12 protein-coding genes and 1 tRNA gene are annotated in these 18,218 nt (G+C 35.4%); 11 read left to right on the top strand and 2 right to left on the bottom strand.

Annotated elements, in window-relative coordinates; all coding sequences use genetic code 11:
- The first annotated feature begins 19 nt into the window (after positions 1–19).
- The 8 genes from AC4FRF_RS02050 to AC4FRF_RS02015 all read left to right on the top strand — a co-directional run bounded on the left by AC4FRF_RS02050 (position 20) and on the right by AC4FRF_RS02015 (position 15,383).
- Complete coding sequence (locus AC4FRF_RS02050; protein ID WP_491157779.1) at positions 20–1,141, top strand: SusE domain-containing protein; 1,122 nt, start codon at positions 20–22, stop codon at positions 1,139–1,141.
- 61 nt (positions 1,142–1,202) lie between these two features.
- Entirely contained in the window at positions 1,203–4,526 is a 3,324-nt protein-coding gene (locus AC4FRF_RS02045; RefSeq protein ID WP_491157778.1) for an alpha-amylase family glycosyl hydrolase, read from the top strand.
- Between the two features lie 2 nt (positions 4,527–4,528).
- On the top strand, positions 4,529–5,224 hold the full coding sequence (locus AC4FRF_RS02040; RefSeq protein WP_491157777.1) for a glycoside hydrolase family 78 protein: 696 nt from the start codon (positions 4,529–4,531) through the stop codon (positions 5,222–5,224).
- Positions 5,225–5,245: 21 nt separating this feature from the next.
- Entirely contained in the window at positions 5,246–7,093 is a 1,848-nt protein-coding gene (locus AC4FRF_RS02035; protein WP_491157776.1) for a glycoside hydrolase family 13 protein, read from the top strand.
- A gap of 56 nt (positions 7,094–7,149) precedes the next feature.
- Positions 7,150–8,217, top strand: a complete 1,068-nt coding sequence (locus AC4FRF_RS02030) for a formylglycine-generating enzyme family protein (protein WP_491157775.1) — start codon at positions 7,150–7,152, stop codon at positions 8,215–8,217.
- 30 nt (positions 8,218–8,247) lie between these two features.
- On the top strand, positions 8,248–12,237 hold the full coding sequence (locus AC4FRF_RS02025) for an ATP-binding protein (RefSeq protein ID WP_491157774.1): 3,990 nt from the start codon (positions 8,248–8,250) through the stop codon (positions 12,235–12,237).
- A gap of 108 nt (positions 12,238–12,345) precedes the next feature.
- On the top strand, positions 12,346–14,817 hold the full coding sequence (locus AC4FRF_RS02020) for a glycoside hydrolase family 31 protein (RefSeq protein WP_491157773.1): 2,472 nt from the start codon (positions 12,346–12,348) through the stop codon (positions 14,815–14,817).
- An 83-nt stretch (positions 14,818–14,900) separates the two neighbouring features.
- Positions 14,901–15,383, top strand: a complete 483-nt coding sequence (locus tag AC4FRF_RS02015; RefSeq protein WP_491157772.1) for a hypothetical protein — start codon at positions 14,901–14,903, stop codon at positions 15,381–15,383.
- A 59-nt stretch (positions 15,384–15,442) separates the two neighbouring features.
- Here AC4FRF_RS02015 and AC4FRF_RS02010 read toward each other — a convergent pair.
- Positions 15,443–15,516, bottom strand: a tRNA-Ala gene (locus AC4FRF_RS02010).
- A 100-nt stretch (positions 15,517–15,616) separates the two neighbouring features.
- On the opposite strand from AC4FRF_RS02010, the gene AC4FRF_RS02005 reads away from it, so the two are divergent.
- The 3 genes from AC4FRF_RS02005 to AC4FRF_RS01995 all read left to right on the top strand — a co-directional run bounded on the left by AC4FRF_RS02005 (position 15,617) and on the right by AC4FRF_RS01995 (position 17,833).
- Positions 15,617–16,384, top strand: a complete 768-nt coding sequence (locus tag AC4FRF_RS02005; protein ID WP_491157771.1) for an enoyl-CoA hydratase/isomerase family protein — start codon at positions 15,617–15,619, stop codon at positions 16,382–16,384.
- 171 nt (positions 16,385–16,555) lie between these two features.
- Positions 16,556–17,008 carry a 6-pyruvoyl trahydropterin synthase family protein gene (locus AC4FRF_RS02000; RefSeq protein ID WP_491157770.1) on the top strand — a complete coding sequence of 151 codons (453 nt, stop codon included), beginning with the start codon at positions 16,556–16,558 and terminating at the stop codon, positions 17,006–17,008.
- 81 nt (positions 17,009–17,089) lie between these two features.
- Entirely contained in the window at positions 17,090–17,833 is a 744-nt protein-coding gene (locus AC4FRF_RS01995) for a UDP-2,3-diacylglucosamine diphosphatase (RefSeq protein WP_491157769.1), read from the top strand.
- Here AC4FRF_RS01995 and AC4FRF_RS01990 read toward each other — a convergent pair.
- Entirely contained in the window at positions 17,830–18,183 is a 354-nt protein-coding gene (locus AC4FRF_RS01990) for a hypothetical protein (RefSeq protein ID WP_491157768.1), read from the bottom strand. The two genes, AC4FRF_RS01995 and AC4FRF_RS01990, sit on opposite strands and share 4 nt — an antisense overlap.
- Positions 18,184–18,218 lie beyond the last annotated feature (35 nt).

The following is an 18,218-nucleotide window of genomic DNA, read 5'->3' as shown; positions in this document are numbered from 1 at the left end:
CCAATCACTTCAATTAAAGATGAAAAATATATATAAAATAGGAATCGCATTGGTAAGCGTTTTGTTTGTATCATGCAACGCTGATGCGGTAGATAATAGACCAATACTAGAGAATTTTAGTGCACCGGAAATGCCTCTTTCTTTAACAGGAAAAACATATGTTTTAACGGAAGAGAATGCAACCAATGAAGCGGATAAATTTGTTTGGTCACCAGCGGAATATTCACAAGATGTGGTAGTAACTTACACCTTGTTGATGGATGTAAAAGGAGGAGATTTTTCTAAAGCGCAAGTTTTAGCAACTACTAGTGATGTGACTGAAGCTGGAGTGCTTGTTAAAAACCTGAACCAAGCGGCAATAGATTTAGGTGCCGAAACAGGAAAAGCATCTCAGTTTGATTTAATTGTAAAATCAAGTGTATCTGGAGGAGTACCCGTAATGGCTCAAAATAGCGTTAGCATAACAGTTACTCCATATTCAGGTGCAGTAGCTTACACATTTACTGATTGGTATTTAGTAGGTGATGCAACTGCTGCAGGTTGGGACACGAATAACGGAAACCAACCGATTTTTAGAAGTGGTTCAAATGCTAAATTGTATAAGTTTACGGGCTATTTCAAAGCAGGATCATTTAAAGTTGTGTCAACTTTAGGAAGTTGGGTACCAATGTACGGTATGGGCGATGGAGGAGCACTTGCCTATAGAGGTAGTGATGCCGATGCCGATCCAGCAACCTTTAATATTGCAACAGCAGGTTATTATACTTTTTCAATGAATGTTCAAACCATGACGTATACTTTAGTTCCTTTTGATGCTTCTTCGGCTACAATCTATACTAGAGTTGGTTTAATTGGTTCTTCTAGAACTGGAGATGATGCAGGATGGGGAGGTGATGATACAATTATGACTCAATCTACATTTAATCCTCATTATTGGACACTTACAATTAGCTTATTTGATGGAAAAGCAAAGTTTAGAGCTAATAATGCTTGGGATGTGAACTGGGGCGGAGATACGGCTTTTTCAGGATTTCCTGCCAACGGAACAAGCGGAGGAGATATTCCTGTGGCTAAATCTAAATACAAGGTTTTCTTTAATGATTTAGACGGAAGTTATCTAATGATTCCAAATCAACAATAATAGATTGAAATAACAAAAAAGGCTATCTGATGATAGCCTTTTTTTTCCTAAACCTATAATCATGAAAAAAGCACTACTTTTTATATGTAGTTTTTTTTCAATTTTAGCTTTTGCCCAACAGCAAACGGTTACCTATTCCGTAAGTCCGGCTATTTTTGAAGAAACTACAGCAATCACTATTACCATAAATGGAAATAGTATTAACGAAGCTACATGGGGAATCACAGGAAATGCTTTGTATATGTGGGCATGGGCATTTGATACTGATGATACCACTGCCAAAGGAACTCCCGACAATGGAAGTTGGGAAGCTTCTTCAGAGTCAAGTAAATTTACCTATAATGCTGCTAATGATACCTACTCAAAAACCATAACTCCATCAACCTATTATAATGCCACTGCTTTAGGCAAAATAGGTTTTTTAGTTAAAGCCAAAAATGGAACTGGAGATAAAAAATCACAGGATATTTTGGTTGAGGTTGGCGGTTTTCAACTTACGTTGTTAACACCGGCAGAAAATAGTACAGCGATATTAAATTCAGGTTCCAATTTTACTATTTCAGCAACTAATACAGGAGGGAATGCAGCTTATGTTTTGAAAGCTAATGGGACTACGATTAATTCCAATGCAAATACGGCTGCTTTTTCCTATACACATTCCGGAATTACTACTAATCAAAATTATGAATTACAAGTAACTCAGGGCGCTACTGTAATTACTAAAAAGTTTACGGTAGTCATAAATCCTAATACCATTTCGGAGGCTATGGTCTCTGGTTTAGAAGATGGAATTAATTATAATTTATCTGATGTGACTAAGGCTACTTTAGTTTTAGATGCTCCAGGCAAAGATTTTGTGTATGTGGCGGGAAGCTTTAATAACTGGCAGCCTAGTTCGGCTTATGCAATGAAAAAAGATCCCACTACAGGAAAGTTTTGGCTGGAATTAACAGGCTTAGTTGCAGGAACTAATTATACCTATCAATATTGGGTTGTGGATCAATCGCCATTGGCTAATTCACCAATTATGGTTAAAACTGCCGATCCGTATTCTACTTTGGTTCTTTCTCCCTATGATGATGCTGGTATTCCGAGCACTACTTATCCTAATATGCCGGTGTATCCTTCAGGCCAAAAATTTGAAGTAACAGTTTTAAAAACAGGACAAACCCCTTATATCTGGCAAGTGACTAATTTTACAAAGCCAGAAAAGGAAAAACTCATTGTGTATGAAGTTTTAGTTCGTGATTTTGATGTGCATCGCAATTTTCAGGATTTAATCAACCGAATAGATTACTTCAAGAATTTAAAAATTAATGCTATCGAATTAATGCCAGTGATGGAGTTTGAAGGCAATGAAAGTTGGGGATACAACACTTCGTTTCACATGGCTTTGGATAAGTTTTACGGGCCATCCAGTAAGTTAAAGGAGTTTGTTGATTTATGCCATCAAAATGGAATTGCAGTCATTCTGGATGTGGCATTGAATCATGCTTTTGGCAGAAACCCAATGGTTCGTATGTGGATGAACGATCCGGACGGTGATGGTTTTGGTTCTCCAACTGCCGAGAATCCTTATTTTAATACTGTGGCTAAACATTCATACAATGTTGGGGAAGATTTTAATCATCAACAAGCCCGAACCCAATATTATGTAAAAAGAGTGATTAAACAGTGGATTCAGGAATATCATATTGATGGTTTTCGTTGGGATTTGACCAAAGGTTTTACGCAAAATTGTACGGCTACTGATGAAAGTTGTACCAATGCCTATCAGCAGGATCGTGTGGATGTTTTAAAATCCTATGCTGATTATTCCTGGAATCTTGATCCTACACATTATACCATTTTTGAACACCTAGGAACCGATGCCGAAGAACAACAATGGGCTAATTATCGAATTGCTGAAACACCAAGTAAAGGAATTATGCTTTGGGGAAAAATGACCAATGAATACAATGAACTTTCAATGGGGTATACCTCTAATATTGCAAGAATGAACAGCAGCAGTAGAGGATTTACTAAAAACCGATTGATGGGATTTGCCGAAAGTCATGACGAAGAGCGCTTGATGTATAAAAATTTGCAATACGGAAATTCGACTAATGCAACTCATAATGTAAAAAATCTAGATACAGCGCTATCGAGAATGTCAGCAGTAGGAGCAGTTAGTTTATTGGTTCCAGGACCAAAAATGATTTGGCATTTTGGCGAATTAGGTTTTGAAAATTCCATTTTTACATGTGATAATGGTATTGTAAATACCGATTCGGATGCTACTTCTGGCGATTGTAAATTGGCAACCAAACCACAACCGCAATGGACAAATAATTGGTTGGATAATAGCAATCGATACAAGATTTATTCGGATTGGGCTAGAATGATTCAACTTAAAACAGAGGAGCCTGTTTTTTTAGGAACGGTAACGATGACTAATGCCAGTTCCTTAACTAAAAACATTAAAATTACCGATGCAGCTTTGCCAGTAACTAGTTTGAAGGATGTAGTGATTTTGGCCAATTTTGATGTGACTACTCAAAATGTAGCTACCGGATTTCCATATTCTGGCGAATGGTATAATTTGATGGATAATTCAGTTTGGAATGTAACTAATGTGGATGAACCCATTGCAATTCCAGCGGGACAATTTAGAATATATGGGAACAAACCCGCCCTTGTAACCAATGTTCCTTTTGCTTTGTCTTCTGATAATTTTACCATCGAATCCAAATCTGAAACTTGTGCCAATAAGAAAAACGGACAGATTAGTATCACAGCACTTCAGTCGTATAATTATACCGCAACGATCAATAATGTCAACTACAATTTTGTAAATAATAGTTTGATTGTCTCTGATTTAGCTCCCGGAACTTATTCGGTTTGTATAAGTATTCCTGGTAAAACTTTCGAACAATGTTTTACTATCACCATAAATCCAGGAGGAACGTTTGTTGGAAAATCAACATTTTCTTCGGATAAAGTAGCCGTAGAAATCACCGAAGGAACAGCGCCTTATCAGGTGATTGTAAATGGAATTACCCAATTCGAGACCAATTCAAATTCCTTTTCTGTTGCGGTTCTGGGAGGAGATGTGTTAGAAGTTAAAACCGCCGTACCATGCGAAGGAACATTTTCCCAAACGGTTTCGGCTAATGTAATTGCATATCCAAATCCGGTCCAGGATGAATTGACACTTTTTGCTCCAACTTCAAAAAATGAAATCAATATCAGTCTGTATGCTATGAATGGCCAATTGATTTCTAGCGAAAATTATCCCGTTGTGAATCAAAAAGTAGTCTTGTACCTAGGAAAACTAGAGGCGGCAGTTTATATAGCTAAAGTTAATGCTGAAGCCTCATCTACAATTACCATAATAAAACAATAGACATGAAAAAATATATCTATTTAGTAGCGACAGTCTCTATGTTGGTTTCCTGTGGGGGAGGTGATTCTTCATCAGATACAACTTCAACGAATACAGCACCTTCCATTCCTGCCTTGACAACGCCCACAAACAATAAACTGTGCATCAGTAATGCCGTGAGTTTTGAGTGGAATGCTTCAACAGATGCCGAAAAAAATCCGATTACATATCAGATTCAAATAGCTACAGACAATCAATTTACACAAATTGTAAAAACTACCGAAGGGACTTCAAATTACCAAAGTATAACTCTTAATAAAGGAACGGCCTATTATTGGAGAGTGAAAGCTACGGATAGTAAGAATGCTTCAAGTAATTATTCTAGCAGCTTTAGTTTTTATACAGAAGCCAATGCGGTTGCAAACCATCTGCCATTTTTGCCTCAGCTTTTACAACCAGAAATGAGTGCCTTTGTAAACGCAGCAACAGCAACTTTAAAATGGACAGCTTCTGATGTGGATGCCTCTAATGTTTTAGTTTATGATGTTTATTTTGGAACTTCAAATTCACCAACGGCAAAAGTAGCCAGCAACTTAACAACTCCTGCATGGACAACTTCTACTTTGCAGCCAGCGACTAATTATTATTGGAAAGTGGTGGTTAAGGATAACAAAGGCGGAGAAACCATAGGTCAGATTTGGAATTTTAAAACCAATTAAATGAGAGAATCGATGAAAAAAATGAATAAGTTATCAAAGTGGAGCCTTCTTTTATTGGTTTTTATTTCGATAAATAGTTGGTCTCAAATACAAAGAGTAGAACCTCCTTTTTGGTACGCAGGAATGCATAATCCTGAGTTACAGATTTTATTTTACGGGAAAAATATTGCTGAAAATGAAGTTTCAGTTTCCAATGGAATTACAATTAAATCCGTCCAAAAAACAGAGAATCCCAATTATGTTTTTGTCACTATTGACACAAAAAATAGTTCGGCTCAGGATTTTGTTTTTTCTTTTTCGAAGAATAAAAAAGTCGTTTTTACTAAAAAATATACTTTAAAGCAACGAAAAGTAAATGCTGCTTTACGCAAAAGTTACGATGCTTCGGATTTGATTTATTTAATAATGCCCGATCGTTTTGCGAATGGAAATCCCAATAATGACATAGTAAAAACATTAGCTGAAAAAGCAAGTCGAACGAATCCATCAGGAAGACACGGAGGAGATATTGAAGGGATTATTCAAAATTTGGATTACCTCCAAGAATTAGGAGTTACTGCGCTTTGGCCAACACCGCTTTGCGAAGACAATGATGCTCAAGGTTCTTATCATGGTTATGCCCAATCGGATTTGTATCAAATAGATTCCCGTTATGGAACGAATGAAGAGTATCTGAAATTGTCTTCAGCTTTGCATGAAAGAAAGATGAAGCTTATCATGGATTATGTGACGAATCATTGGGGAACGGCTCACTGGATGATAAATGATTTACCTACTTATGATTGGATTCATCAATTTCCAGGATATGCACAAACTAATTATAGAATGACCACACAATTTGATACTCATGCATCCCAAATTGACACTAAAATGTGCGTGGACGGCTGGTTTGTAAAATCCATGCCCGATTTGAACCAATCCAACCCATTAGTATTAAATTATTTAATTCAAAATGCGATTTGGTGGATTGAATATGCTGATTTGGACGGGTTTCGGGTGGATACTTATTCTTATAATGACAAAGAAGGAATTGCCAAATGGACTAAAGCCATTACTGATGAATACCCGAATTTTAATATTGTGGGCGAAGTCTGGATGCACGATCAAGCACAAATGGCTTATTGGCAAAAAGACAGTAAACTGGCCGCTATTCAAAACTACAATTCCCATTTACCCGGTGTTATGGATTTTACTTTGATGGAAACCTTAGCCAATGTGTTTAATGAAAATCAGTCGGCTTGGGACAAAGGACTCATCAATATTTATGATAATTTTACTAATGATTTTTTATATCCAAATGCCAATAATATTATGATTTTTGCAGAAAATCATGACACGCAGCGTTTTAATGAAATTTATAAAAAAGACTTCAAAAAATACCAAATGGCTATGACAATTCTTGCTACGGTTAGAGGAATTCCGCAGTTGTATTATGGTTCTGAAATTGGAATGGCTGGAAATAAAAACGAAGGTGATGGAGCCATTCGATTGGATTTCCCCGGAGGATGGAAAGACGATGCAAACAATGCTTTTACTAAAACAGGAAGAACCGCAGAGCAACAACAATTTTTTGATTTTACTTCAAAATTGTTCCAATGGAGAAAAACGAATGACGCCGTACATTTTGGAAAAATGACCCATTATGTCCCTGAAAACAACGTCTATGTTTATTTTAGATATTCGGATACTAAAACCGTAATGGTTGTTTTGAATAATAATTTGATTCCAAGTATCATCAATCCGAAGCGTTTTCAGGAAAACATAAAAGATTTCAAATTGGGTAAGGATGTTTTGTCAGGAAAACGGATTAATTTGGAAACAGAAATTACTATTGAGGCACAATCAGTTTTGTTACTTGAATTGGAATGAAAAGTGTAGCTTTGTTACATTCTTTTTTTAACAAAGTTATATTTAATTTATTTTTCATGATCAAAGTTCATAAATGTTGGATTGGTTTTTTATTGCTAGTAGTTTGTGCTTGTCAAAAGAAACAGGAAATAATTGTAGAAAAGCCAGAAGATGTAATTACACCTGTAGACATGGTTTGGGTGCCTGGAAATACTTTTACGCAGGGAGCAAAAGAAAACGACCGATTGGCATTGGAACAAGAAAAACCAGCGCATAGCGTTGCCATAGATGGTTTTTTTATAGATGTAACTGAAGTAACCAATGCTAGTTTTGAAAAATTTGTATCCGAAACACATTATGTAACTACTGCCGAAAGACCTATTGAATGGGAGGAATTCAAGAAAAGTTTGCCTGAAGATACGGCTAAACCAGCTGATTCATTACTGCAACCGGGTTCTTTAGTTTTTAATTCGAAGGTAAAAAATGTGACTAATTATATGGATTTTCGCCAGTGGTGGAAATGGGTAGTTGGAGCTAACTGGAGACATCCCGAAGGAAAGGGATCGGATATAATAGGAAAAGAAAATTATCCAGTAGTTCATATCTCTTTTGAAGATGCTCAAGCCTATTGCAAATGGGCCAATCGTAGATTACCCACAGAAGCCGAATGGGAATTAGCAGCCATGGGTAATTTAAAAAATGCGATATATACTTGGGGAAATGACAAATCAAAATTAGAGATGGAAGCCAATACCTGGCAAGGAAATTTTCCAAATAGCAACAGCAATCAAGATGGTTATGCTTTTTTAGCGGCAGTAAAATCTTTTCCGCCTAATTCTTTAGGAATTTATGATTTATCTGGAAATGTTTGGGAGTTTACTCAGGACTGGTACAATACCAATTATTACCAAGAATTATATGCAACAGGAAAAACAAGCTTCAATCCACAAGGGGCTTCGGAAGCTTTTAATCCAAATAATCCTTATGAGAAAGAAAGAGTGATAAAAGGAGGTTCTTTTTTGTGTAATGAATCCTATTGTTCTAGTTTCAGAATTTCAGCCCGAATGGGATTAGCAGATGGTTCGAGTTCTAATCATGTGGGTTTTAGAACCGTAGTTGATTTAAAAATGCTTCCAAAAGATTGATTTTTATATCTTCGAACCTACTAAAAAAATATGAAAAACTATTTTAGCCGTTTACTTTTACTAGGATTGTTGTGTTGTTGTTTTGATGCAACTGCACAGCAATCTTTTGTGTTTACGGCTGTGGATAGCAAAGAAGGACTTTCGGATAATAGGGTGCGTACTATTTCGCAACTTCAGGATGGAAGAATGATTGTCACTACTGAAGGAGTAACCAATATTTATGATGGAACCTCCTTTAAATATTTACATCAAAAAGGCAATACAATTTATCCCTTAACAGCCTATACTGGATTTCACCACGGTTATGTGGACAAAGATTACATGTGGATAAAAGACAAAGGAAAGTTGATGCTAATTGACATTAAGCAAGAACATTTTGTGCAAAATCCTGAAAAGGTTTTGTCTTCGATAGGAATAAGTGAACCAATTGCTGATTTTTTTCTGGACTCTTATCACAATTATTGGGTACTTACTTCTTCCGATAAGCTATTGTTTCGAAACGCCAAAAACGCAAAGACTACTGTTTTTCTTCAAAATGTTTCCCGTCCCAATGGAATAAAAAATCAACTTTATGATGTTGCAGTAATCCAGAAACAGCTTTTTCTGTTTTATAAAAATGGATTAATGGTCTGTTACGATTTGGATACCACTAAGGAGTTGTATCAAACGAATTCTTTAGCCAAGGAAAATCCTAATCAATACAACAATACTTTGTTAGTGGTTCAGTCCAATGATTTTCTTTATCAAATTCGAAATGGTGGAGGTGGAATAATGAAAGCTTATGATATTCGTAAAAAAACCTTCAGAACTATACTTCAAACTGATTATTGGTTGAATACAGTCTCAGTCGATAATAAGGGGAATTTATGGGTAAGTTGTGCCAATGGATTGTGGTTTGTTAATAAAAATGGAAAAGAGAAACAATTTATACCCTCTTTTAAATTGGTTGATGGAACGCTCATACATACTGAAGCCAGCACACTTTATAATGATTCACAAGGTGGACTTTGGATTGGAACCTTTAATCATGGATTGTTGTATTATCATCCGGATCGCTTTAAATTTAAAAATATTGGTAAAACATTTTTTGACACTCAGGATAAGGATGTTAATATAAACTGTTTTGCAGCAACTGTATCGAATACCATCCTAGTAGGAACTAGAAATGGATTGTATAGCTATAATTCTCAAAAGTCAAGTCTTTCTATTTTAGCTGGTTTGCCAGCCGATGTGGATTGTATTTCGATGACTAAAGATTCCCAAAATCGAATATGGATATGTACACAGAATAAAGGATTGTATTGTTTGCAAAACAATCAGATAAAACCTATTGGGTTAGAATATCATTGCCGAAACATTGTTGAGCAATCAGCAAATCAATTTTTACTGGCAACAACCGAAGGATTAGTAGCATTTAATGCAGCAACTGGAAATGCTCAGTTGTTGCAATTGAAGTTAAATGGGGAAAGATTGCGCTCTGTTTCTCAATTGATTCCTTTTGGGAAGCAGACTTTTATAGGGATAAGTGACGCAGGATTATTTGAATATCATTATACAACGCACCGCATTAGTCAAACTTTTAATAAACTTTTGAAAAATGAAAAACAGCATCATAGCTGTGTTTTTAAAGACAGTCGTGGGATTGTTTGGCTGGGTACTCAGGATGGATTAAATGTTTGGGATCCCCTTAAAAAAGAATTGCATACACTCTACACTGACGATGGTATGGTCAATAATAGTATTAAAGCTATTGCAGAAGACAAGCAAGGAAGGATATGGGTTACAACTGCTGCCGGTGTTTCTCAAATTACCGTAGATAACAAAGGAAAACAACTTGATTTTACCATTGCTAATTTCAATCATTATGATGGAGTGATTGAAAATGAATTTGTTTCTAATGCTATTTATACCGATGAAAGCGAAAAGCTATTCCTGGGAGGTGTAAATGGTTTTAATGTTATTGATTTAAAAAAACCTTGGGATTTAAAGCAATTACAAAAACCATTGTTTACAGGTTTAACGCTTTTTGGTAATGAAGTAAAAGTGGGAACATCCTATGATGGAAATACCATATTGAAGAATGCAGTTGCTTTAAGTTCGCAATTAGCATTGAAGTACAATCAGAATTTTATAACGGTTCATTTCTCGGCACTCAATTATGTAAATCCTACGCAAACGTATTATCGTTATCGTCTAGAAGGAGTTGATGATAATTGGCGTGAAATTGTTGCTAAAAACGGAACTGGAAGTGCTACTTATACTAATTTGGCTCCGGGAACCTATGTTTTAAAGGTTAAAACTGCCAGCAATAGTCGAACATGGACTGATGAATATTCTCAAATTAGTATTGTGGTTCATCCGCCTTTTTGGAAAACGCCCTTGGCCTATTTTTTATATCTGGCAATTGTTTTGTTCTTGTTCTATTTCGCTTTGCGATATTACAAACAATGGACCACTCAAAAAATAATGAGGAAAAATGAAGAAAAACTGAATGAAATGAAGTTTAGTTTTTTTACCAATGTGAGCCATGAATTTCGTACGCCGCTTACCTTGATTATTACCCCGCTGGAATCTATTTTAAAAGAAATAAAAGAAACCAACTTAGAATCAAGAATCAGGTTAGTTCACCGACATGCACTAAACTTGCAGTATTTGGTCAATCAGTTATTAGATTTCAGACGATTGGAAATTTCGGGTGAAAAACTGAATCTGACTTTTGGAGATTTAGTAGATTTTGTAACGCAATTTGAAGAATTATTTGGCAAATTAGCTCAGGAAAAAAAAATTGAATTTTCGATACAAACGAATGTTTCGGAGTTGTTCCTGTATTTTGATAAAGATAAATTACATAAAGTAATCAATAATTTATTGTCGAATGCATTTAAGTTTACGCCAAAAGGAGGGACTATAAAACTTAGTATTTTGCAAAAAAATGCGGATGCAGTTCATTTAGAAGTTATCGACTCGGGTTCGGGAATTCTTGATAAAGATATGCCGCATTTATTTGAACGTTTTTATCAAGCCACAACAACTCAAGGGGGAAGTGGCATTGGCTTGCATTTAGTAAAAGAATATGTAGAATTGCATTCGGGAGAAATTATGGTAACGAGTGAGCCCAATGTAAAAACAGTATTTACAATAACAATTCCAACTCATCTTGTTCCGTTAAAAACAGATTTGGAAGTAAAAAATACAGATTCAAAGCTTTTAACTGAGAATCAAAGTTTGCAAGCAGATGTAAGAAAAGAGAAAATTCTGGTAGTGGAAGATAATGAGGATTTAAGGTCTTTTCTCGTGAATGAGTTAGCTAATACATACAAAGTTTTTGAAGCAGCTGATGGTGAAGTAGGTATAGAAATGGCTTTGTCAATAACTCCTGATTTGATTATAAGCGATGTGATGATGCCTAAAGTAAATGGCTTTGAATTATGCGAAAGCATAAAATCCAATTTGCAAACTTCACATATTCCGGTAATTTTATTAACCGCTCGTTCCTCCGAAGAGCTCAAAATTACAGGTTATCAATCCGGAGCTGACGAGTATTTGTCTAAACCCTTTAATCTCGATATTTTGTTGCTTCGAATAGAGAAACTGATTGCGCAGAAGAACCTTCGTCAAGCTACTTTTTCTCAAAAATTAGAAGTAAACCCAAAAGAGATTACCATAACATCACTTGATGAACAGTTAATCGAAAAGGCATTTGAATGGCTGGAAAAAAATATGGATAATGCTTCTTATTCTGTTCAGGAATTCAGTCAGGATTTAGGAATGGATAGAACGGTATTGTACAAAAAACTGCAATCTATTACGGGATTGGCTCCTTCGGAATTTATTCGTTCCATTAGATTAAAACGAGCCGCTCAACTATTAATTCAGGGACACTATTCCGTAGCTGAGGTATCCGAAAAAGTAGGTTTTAATACGCAGAAATATTTTAGTAAATACTTTAAGGAGGCTTTTGGAGTGAGTCCTTCAAAGTATACGCAAAAAGAAAAAAATTGTGATAATGAGTTACTATAAAGGAATAAACAACGAAATGTACCCATGAAAACAACATATCGTACCTATGCTTTTAAGTGAATAGATTTAGCTTTGGTTCTTTATTGATTAACTAAAAAATTTAACCAAATGAAAAATGCATTTCTGAGTAGAAACTGCAAGTATATGTTATTGCTTGCGATGTTTTCTTTTTCGTCTTTAGTAGCTCAAAGTTTTCAAAAAACAGCTCTGGGGATAAAAACAAAAATTCAGGCACTCGATGTTGAAGTCCAATTTTACAGTCCAACAATTGTTCGTGTTTTAAAATCACCTGAAGGAGTTGCTTTCAAAAAAGAGAGTTTATCTGTTATCAAAAAGGCAGAAAGCACAAAATTCACAATGCAACAAAAAGGAGATATCGTTTCGTTAAAAAGCGATAAAATGAAAGTGGACGTTGATTTGAAATCGGGTAAGATATCCTTTAATACTCTTGCCGGAGCATCTCTTTTAAACGAGGCAGCATCAGGCGCAACTTTTACCGATTTTAATGATGCAGGTTCTAAAACGTATAGCATCAATCAAGATTTTACCTTAGATGAAGACGAAACTATTTATGGTTTAGGGCAACAACAACGTGGAAAATTATCGCTGCGTAATGCTAAAATCAATATGGTACAAGGAAACTTAGATGATTATGTTCCTTTTCTTGTATCTACTAAAGGTTACGGATTGTTTTGGGACAATTACTCACCAACCGTTTTTGAAGATAAACCAAAAGTTACATCTTTTAAATCGGAAGTAGGCGATTGCATCGATTATTATTTTATGCTTGGCGGAAATATTGATGGTGCTATTGCGGGTATGCGTGAACTAACCGGACAAGCTCCTATGTTTCCGTTATGGACATTTGGATATTGGCAAAGTAAGGAGCGCTATAAGAGCCAGGATGAATTGGTAGGTGTAGTGAGTAAATATCGCGAACTAGGAGTGCCACTGGACGGAATTATTCAGGATTGGCAATATTGGGGGAACAATTATTTGTGGAATGCTATGGAATTTCTCAACATTGAATTTCCTAACCCAAAGAAAATGGTGGATGATATTCACAACATGAATGCACATGTTATTATTTCTATTTGGAATTCATTTGGGCCACAAACTAAGCAATTCCGAGAAATGCAACCAAAAGGGATGCTTTTAAATTTTGGTACTTGGCCGCAATCTGGAGTAGAATCATGGCCTCCAAATCGGGACTATCCATCAGGTGTTCAGCCTTATGATCCGTATAATCCTGAAGCTCGTAATATCTATTGGAAGTATTTAAGTAAAGGTCTTTTTTCTGTAGGTATTGATGGTTGGTGGATCGATTCATCAGAGCCGGATCATATGGATTTCAAACCTTCTGATTTTGATGTTAAAACCTATTTGGGTTCATTTAGAAAAGTGCGAAATGCTTTTCCATTGATGACTGTAGGAGGTGTTTCTGAACACCAACGCGCAGAAAGTTCAGATAAGCGAATCTTTATTCTTACACGTTCTGCTTTTGCAGGACAACAACGTTATGGAGCGAATACCTGGTCAGGTGATGTGAATTCGTCCTGGCAATCCTTACGCAATCAGATTCCGGCTGGTCTAAACTTTTCTATGAGTGCCATTCCATATTGGAATACGGATATTGGAGGTTTTTTTGCAGGTGCTTACAAAAAAGGATGGGGTGACGGAACTAAGAATCCATCATTTCAGGAATTGTATGTACGCTGGATGCAGTTTGGTGCATTTACCCCTATGATGCGTTCACATGGAACAGATATTCCTAGAGAAATATACAATTTTGGTAAAAAAGGAGACATTATTTTTGATGCAATAGTTAAAACAATTGATTTGCGTTATTCATTGTTGCCATACATTTATTCCGCTTCTTGGGATATTACAAATGGACAATCGACGATGATGCGTGCTTTGGTAATGGATTTCGATGATAAGAAAGTGGTTGACATGAATAATGAGTATCTATTTGGTAAATCAATTTTAGTTGCACCTGTTGTTCATGCACAATATACACCTGAGACTATTGTAAAATCAAATGAAGAAACAGGCTGGAATAAAAATGAGGATACTGATGTTGCTAAAACCCAAGCGGCTACTTTTGGTCAGGCCAAATCAACTAAAGTGTATTTGCCGGAAGGAACATCCTGGTTCGATTTTTGGACAAACGAGACTTTTAAAGGTGGACAGGAAATAACCAAGGTTACAACAATTGACGAGATTCCATTATTCATTAAATCAGGTAGTATCATTCCATTTGGACCCAAAGTGCAGTATGCAACGGAAAAGAAATGGGATAATTTAGAAATCCGTGTGTTTCCTGGAGCTAATGGTGAGTTCACTTTGTATGAAGATGAAAATGACAATTATAATTATGAAAAAGGAGCTTATTCGACTATTACTTTTAAATGGAACGATAAAACTCGAACCTTAACGATTGGAAAAAGAGAAGGAAGTTTTAAAGGAATGATTGCTAGCAGAACTTTCAAGCTTGTATTGGTTAAAAATTCGGCATCTTCATCAACTTTGGATAAAACAGTGACTTACAACGGGAAAACAAAAACCATAAAATTATAATAAATTATTTTTTTAGGGTGATTAAATAATTCATTAGTTGTATTTTAGTGGATGATATATTAACCATTTTAAAATAGAATAGTATGAAAAATATAGGTGTGTTTTGTTTGTTGTTCCTTTGTTTTGGTTTAGAAAGTTGTAAAAAAGATTCGGAAAAAAAAGCGGAAAAGGAAGCTAAGTTAAAACCAGATGTAGTGGTGAGTACAGATTGCTATAAAGCACTATACGATAAAGATACGATTGATTTAAAAATCAACACGATGGAAAGTGGAAAGATTTCGGGTGATATGACTATGAAACTGGATTTATTACCGAGTAAGATTGGAGAATTTTTTGGAGATTTCCATGGTGATACTTTGTTTGTGAGTTATACTTTCATCAACCAAGGAAATGATAAAATTACATACAAAAACCCAATGGCTTTTTTGAAAAAAGGAGATGAACTTATTTTAGGTAATGGAAAAATGGAAACTACTATGGGGGCTACTTATTTTGTTAAAGGCGAACCAATAGATTTTGAAAATGTAAAATATAAATTTTCAAAAGTGGATTGTAAGGAGAAATAATTGAAACAAATTCTATAAATAAAAAAGTCTTAAACAATTGCTGTTTAAGACTTTTTTTGTGGAGAATACCGGATTCGAACCGGTCGCCTCTACGCTGCCAGCGTAGCGCTCTAGCCAAATGAGCTAATCCCCCAATGCTTGGCAAATATAGTATTTTATCAGATTCAAAAAACAACTTTTGAAAAAACTATTGTTTCCGTTGAATATTTTTAACTTTACCTAAAAACTACTTTATGAATACGCAAAATACTTTGGGTTCAATAATCACTACTATAGAAAATAAAATTGCTACGGTTGAGTTTGGACATCCGGCGAGTAATTCTTTTCCGCGTTCTCTATTGGATTCATTAACTTCAGAAATCAATAGTATAAGCGAGAATAAAGCTGTTTCTATACTTGTTTTAAAAAGCAAAGGAACTGGGGCATTTTGTGCCGGAGCCTCTTTTGATGAACTTTTGGAAGTTTCAAATCGGGAAGAAGGATTGGCATTTTTTTCTGGTTTTGCCCATTTAATTAATGCCATGCGCCGTTGTTCTAAACTAATTATTGGACGCGTTCAGGGTAAAGCTGTTGGGGGTGGAGTAGGTATTGCTGCTGCCTGCGATTATGTTTTTGCCACTGCAAATGCATCGATTAAGTTATCCGAACTGGCCATCGGTATCGGACCTTTTGTTATTGAACCTGCCGTGAGTAGAAAAATTGGCAAAACAGCCATGACCGAGATGACTTTGGCAGCTCACGAATGGAAATCGGCAGCTTGGGCACTGCAAAAAGGTTTGTATGCCGAGGTTCTTGAAACAACTGAATTATTAGACGCCACTGTGAGCGACTTTGCAACTAAATTAGCTTCCTATAATTTAGATGCATTAACAGAAATGAAGAGCATTATTTGGGAAGGAACCGAAAATTGGGAAACCCTTTTAGTAGAAAGAGCCGCTATCACAGGAAAATTGGTTTTATCTGATTTTACTAGGAAAGCATTGGAACAATTCAAAAAATAGTCTTTTTTTATTTGAAGCTATTCCTGCTGTCCGCTATATCTTTATTGTCAAACCCTGACAATAAAGGATGCCGCTACCATCAGGGCTAGAAAGCTGTGAATTTTCAAACAAACAATTTTCAAGTCATTTCTCATATCAATTCCTTAAATTTGCAGTCAAAATAAATCTACAATGAGTAATATCCGAATTACAAAACAATTTAGTTTCGAAACTGGTCATGCATTATATGGTTATGACGGAAAATGTAAAAACGTACACGGTCATAGTTATAAATTGTCAGTAACCGTTATTGGTAAACCAATTACGAATAGAAATGATGTGAAATTCGGAATGGTTATTGACTTTTCTGATTTGAAAAAAATTGTCAAAGAAGAGATTGTAGACCAGTTTGATCATGCTACTGTTTTTAACGAAACAACACCTCATGTGGAGTTGGCTCAGGAATTAAAAAATCGCGGTCATCACGTTATTTTAGTTGATTATCAACCTACAAGTGAGAATATGGTTGTTGATTTTGCTCAAAGAATCGTTCGTAGATTGCCTGATGGAATCAAGCTCTTTTCTTTAAAACTACAAGAAACAGAATCCTCATTTGCCGAATGGTTTGCTAGTGATAATCTCTAAAAAGATATAGGTTAAGCGTTAGTCGTTGAATTGTTTTTGTCTAAACGCATAACTTATTACCCCTAACTCATAACTTCTTCTATGAAAAAAATATATTTCGCATCTGATCAACATTTTGGAGCACCCACGGCTGAATTAAGTTTTCCCAGAGAACAAAAATTTGTGGCTTGGCTTGACGAAGTGAAAAAAGATGCCGAAGCTATTTTTCTTTTAGGTGATTTATTTGATTTTTGGTTCGAATATAAAACCGTTGTTCCTAAAGGTTTTGTACGTGTTTTAGGCAAACTAGCCGAAATTCGCGATAGCGGAATTCCAATATATTTTTTCGTAGGAAATCACGATTTATGGATGGATGATTATTTCCAAAAAGAATTGAATATTCCTGTTTATCATGATAATCAAGAATTTACTTTTAGTGGAAAAACTTTTCTCATAGGTCATGGCGACGGAAAAGGTCCTGGGGATTTGGGTTACAAACGTATGAAAAAAGTATTTACTAATCCTTTTTCTAAATGGCTTTTCCGATGGTTGCACCCCGATATTGGAGTGCGTTTGGCACAATATCTTTCGGTTAAAAACAAGTTAATTTCGGGCGAATCGGATGTAAAGTTTCTTGGAGAAGATAAGGAATGGTTGATTTTGTATGCCAAACGAAAACTGGAGACCAAACATTATAATTATTTGGTTTTTGGACATCGTCATTTACCAATGATTCATCCGCTTGGCAATAATTCCCAATATGTCAATCTAGGCGATTGGATTTCGTATTTTACCTATGGTGTTTTTGACGGCGAAAAATTTGAACTAAAAACTTTCGAAAATTAGTTTCTTCCTTCTTCGTTAAGATACATTTCCATTTGAATTTTGAACAAAGTTCCATAAACCAGATCTTTAATATCTTTCAGTTCGTTCATAGAAACCGATAAATCTAGTGGATACAAAGGTGTTTTTAATAGAAATTTGCAATTAGAATTCAAATTGCAATTTTCGCAACAATTGTTTTTTGCAATACTTTCGTCAATTAAATAGTTAAAATCCTTTAGTTCAGGAACGGTAAAAAACAAACCAATTTCCTTAAAGATAAGTTGTATTCGGTTTGGTATTTTGCCTTCTTCTTTTTCCCAGTAAAAAGTTATTCCCAGGCTGTTGAGATAGATTTGATGTATTTGTTCCATATTTTCTACTATATGAAACAAATATAATTATTTAT

The organism is Flavobacterium sp. ST-158, from assembly GCF_058309975.1.
Note: the sequence above shows the minus strand (reverse complement) of the source record. Positions and strands in the feature narration are given on the sequence as shown.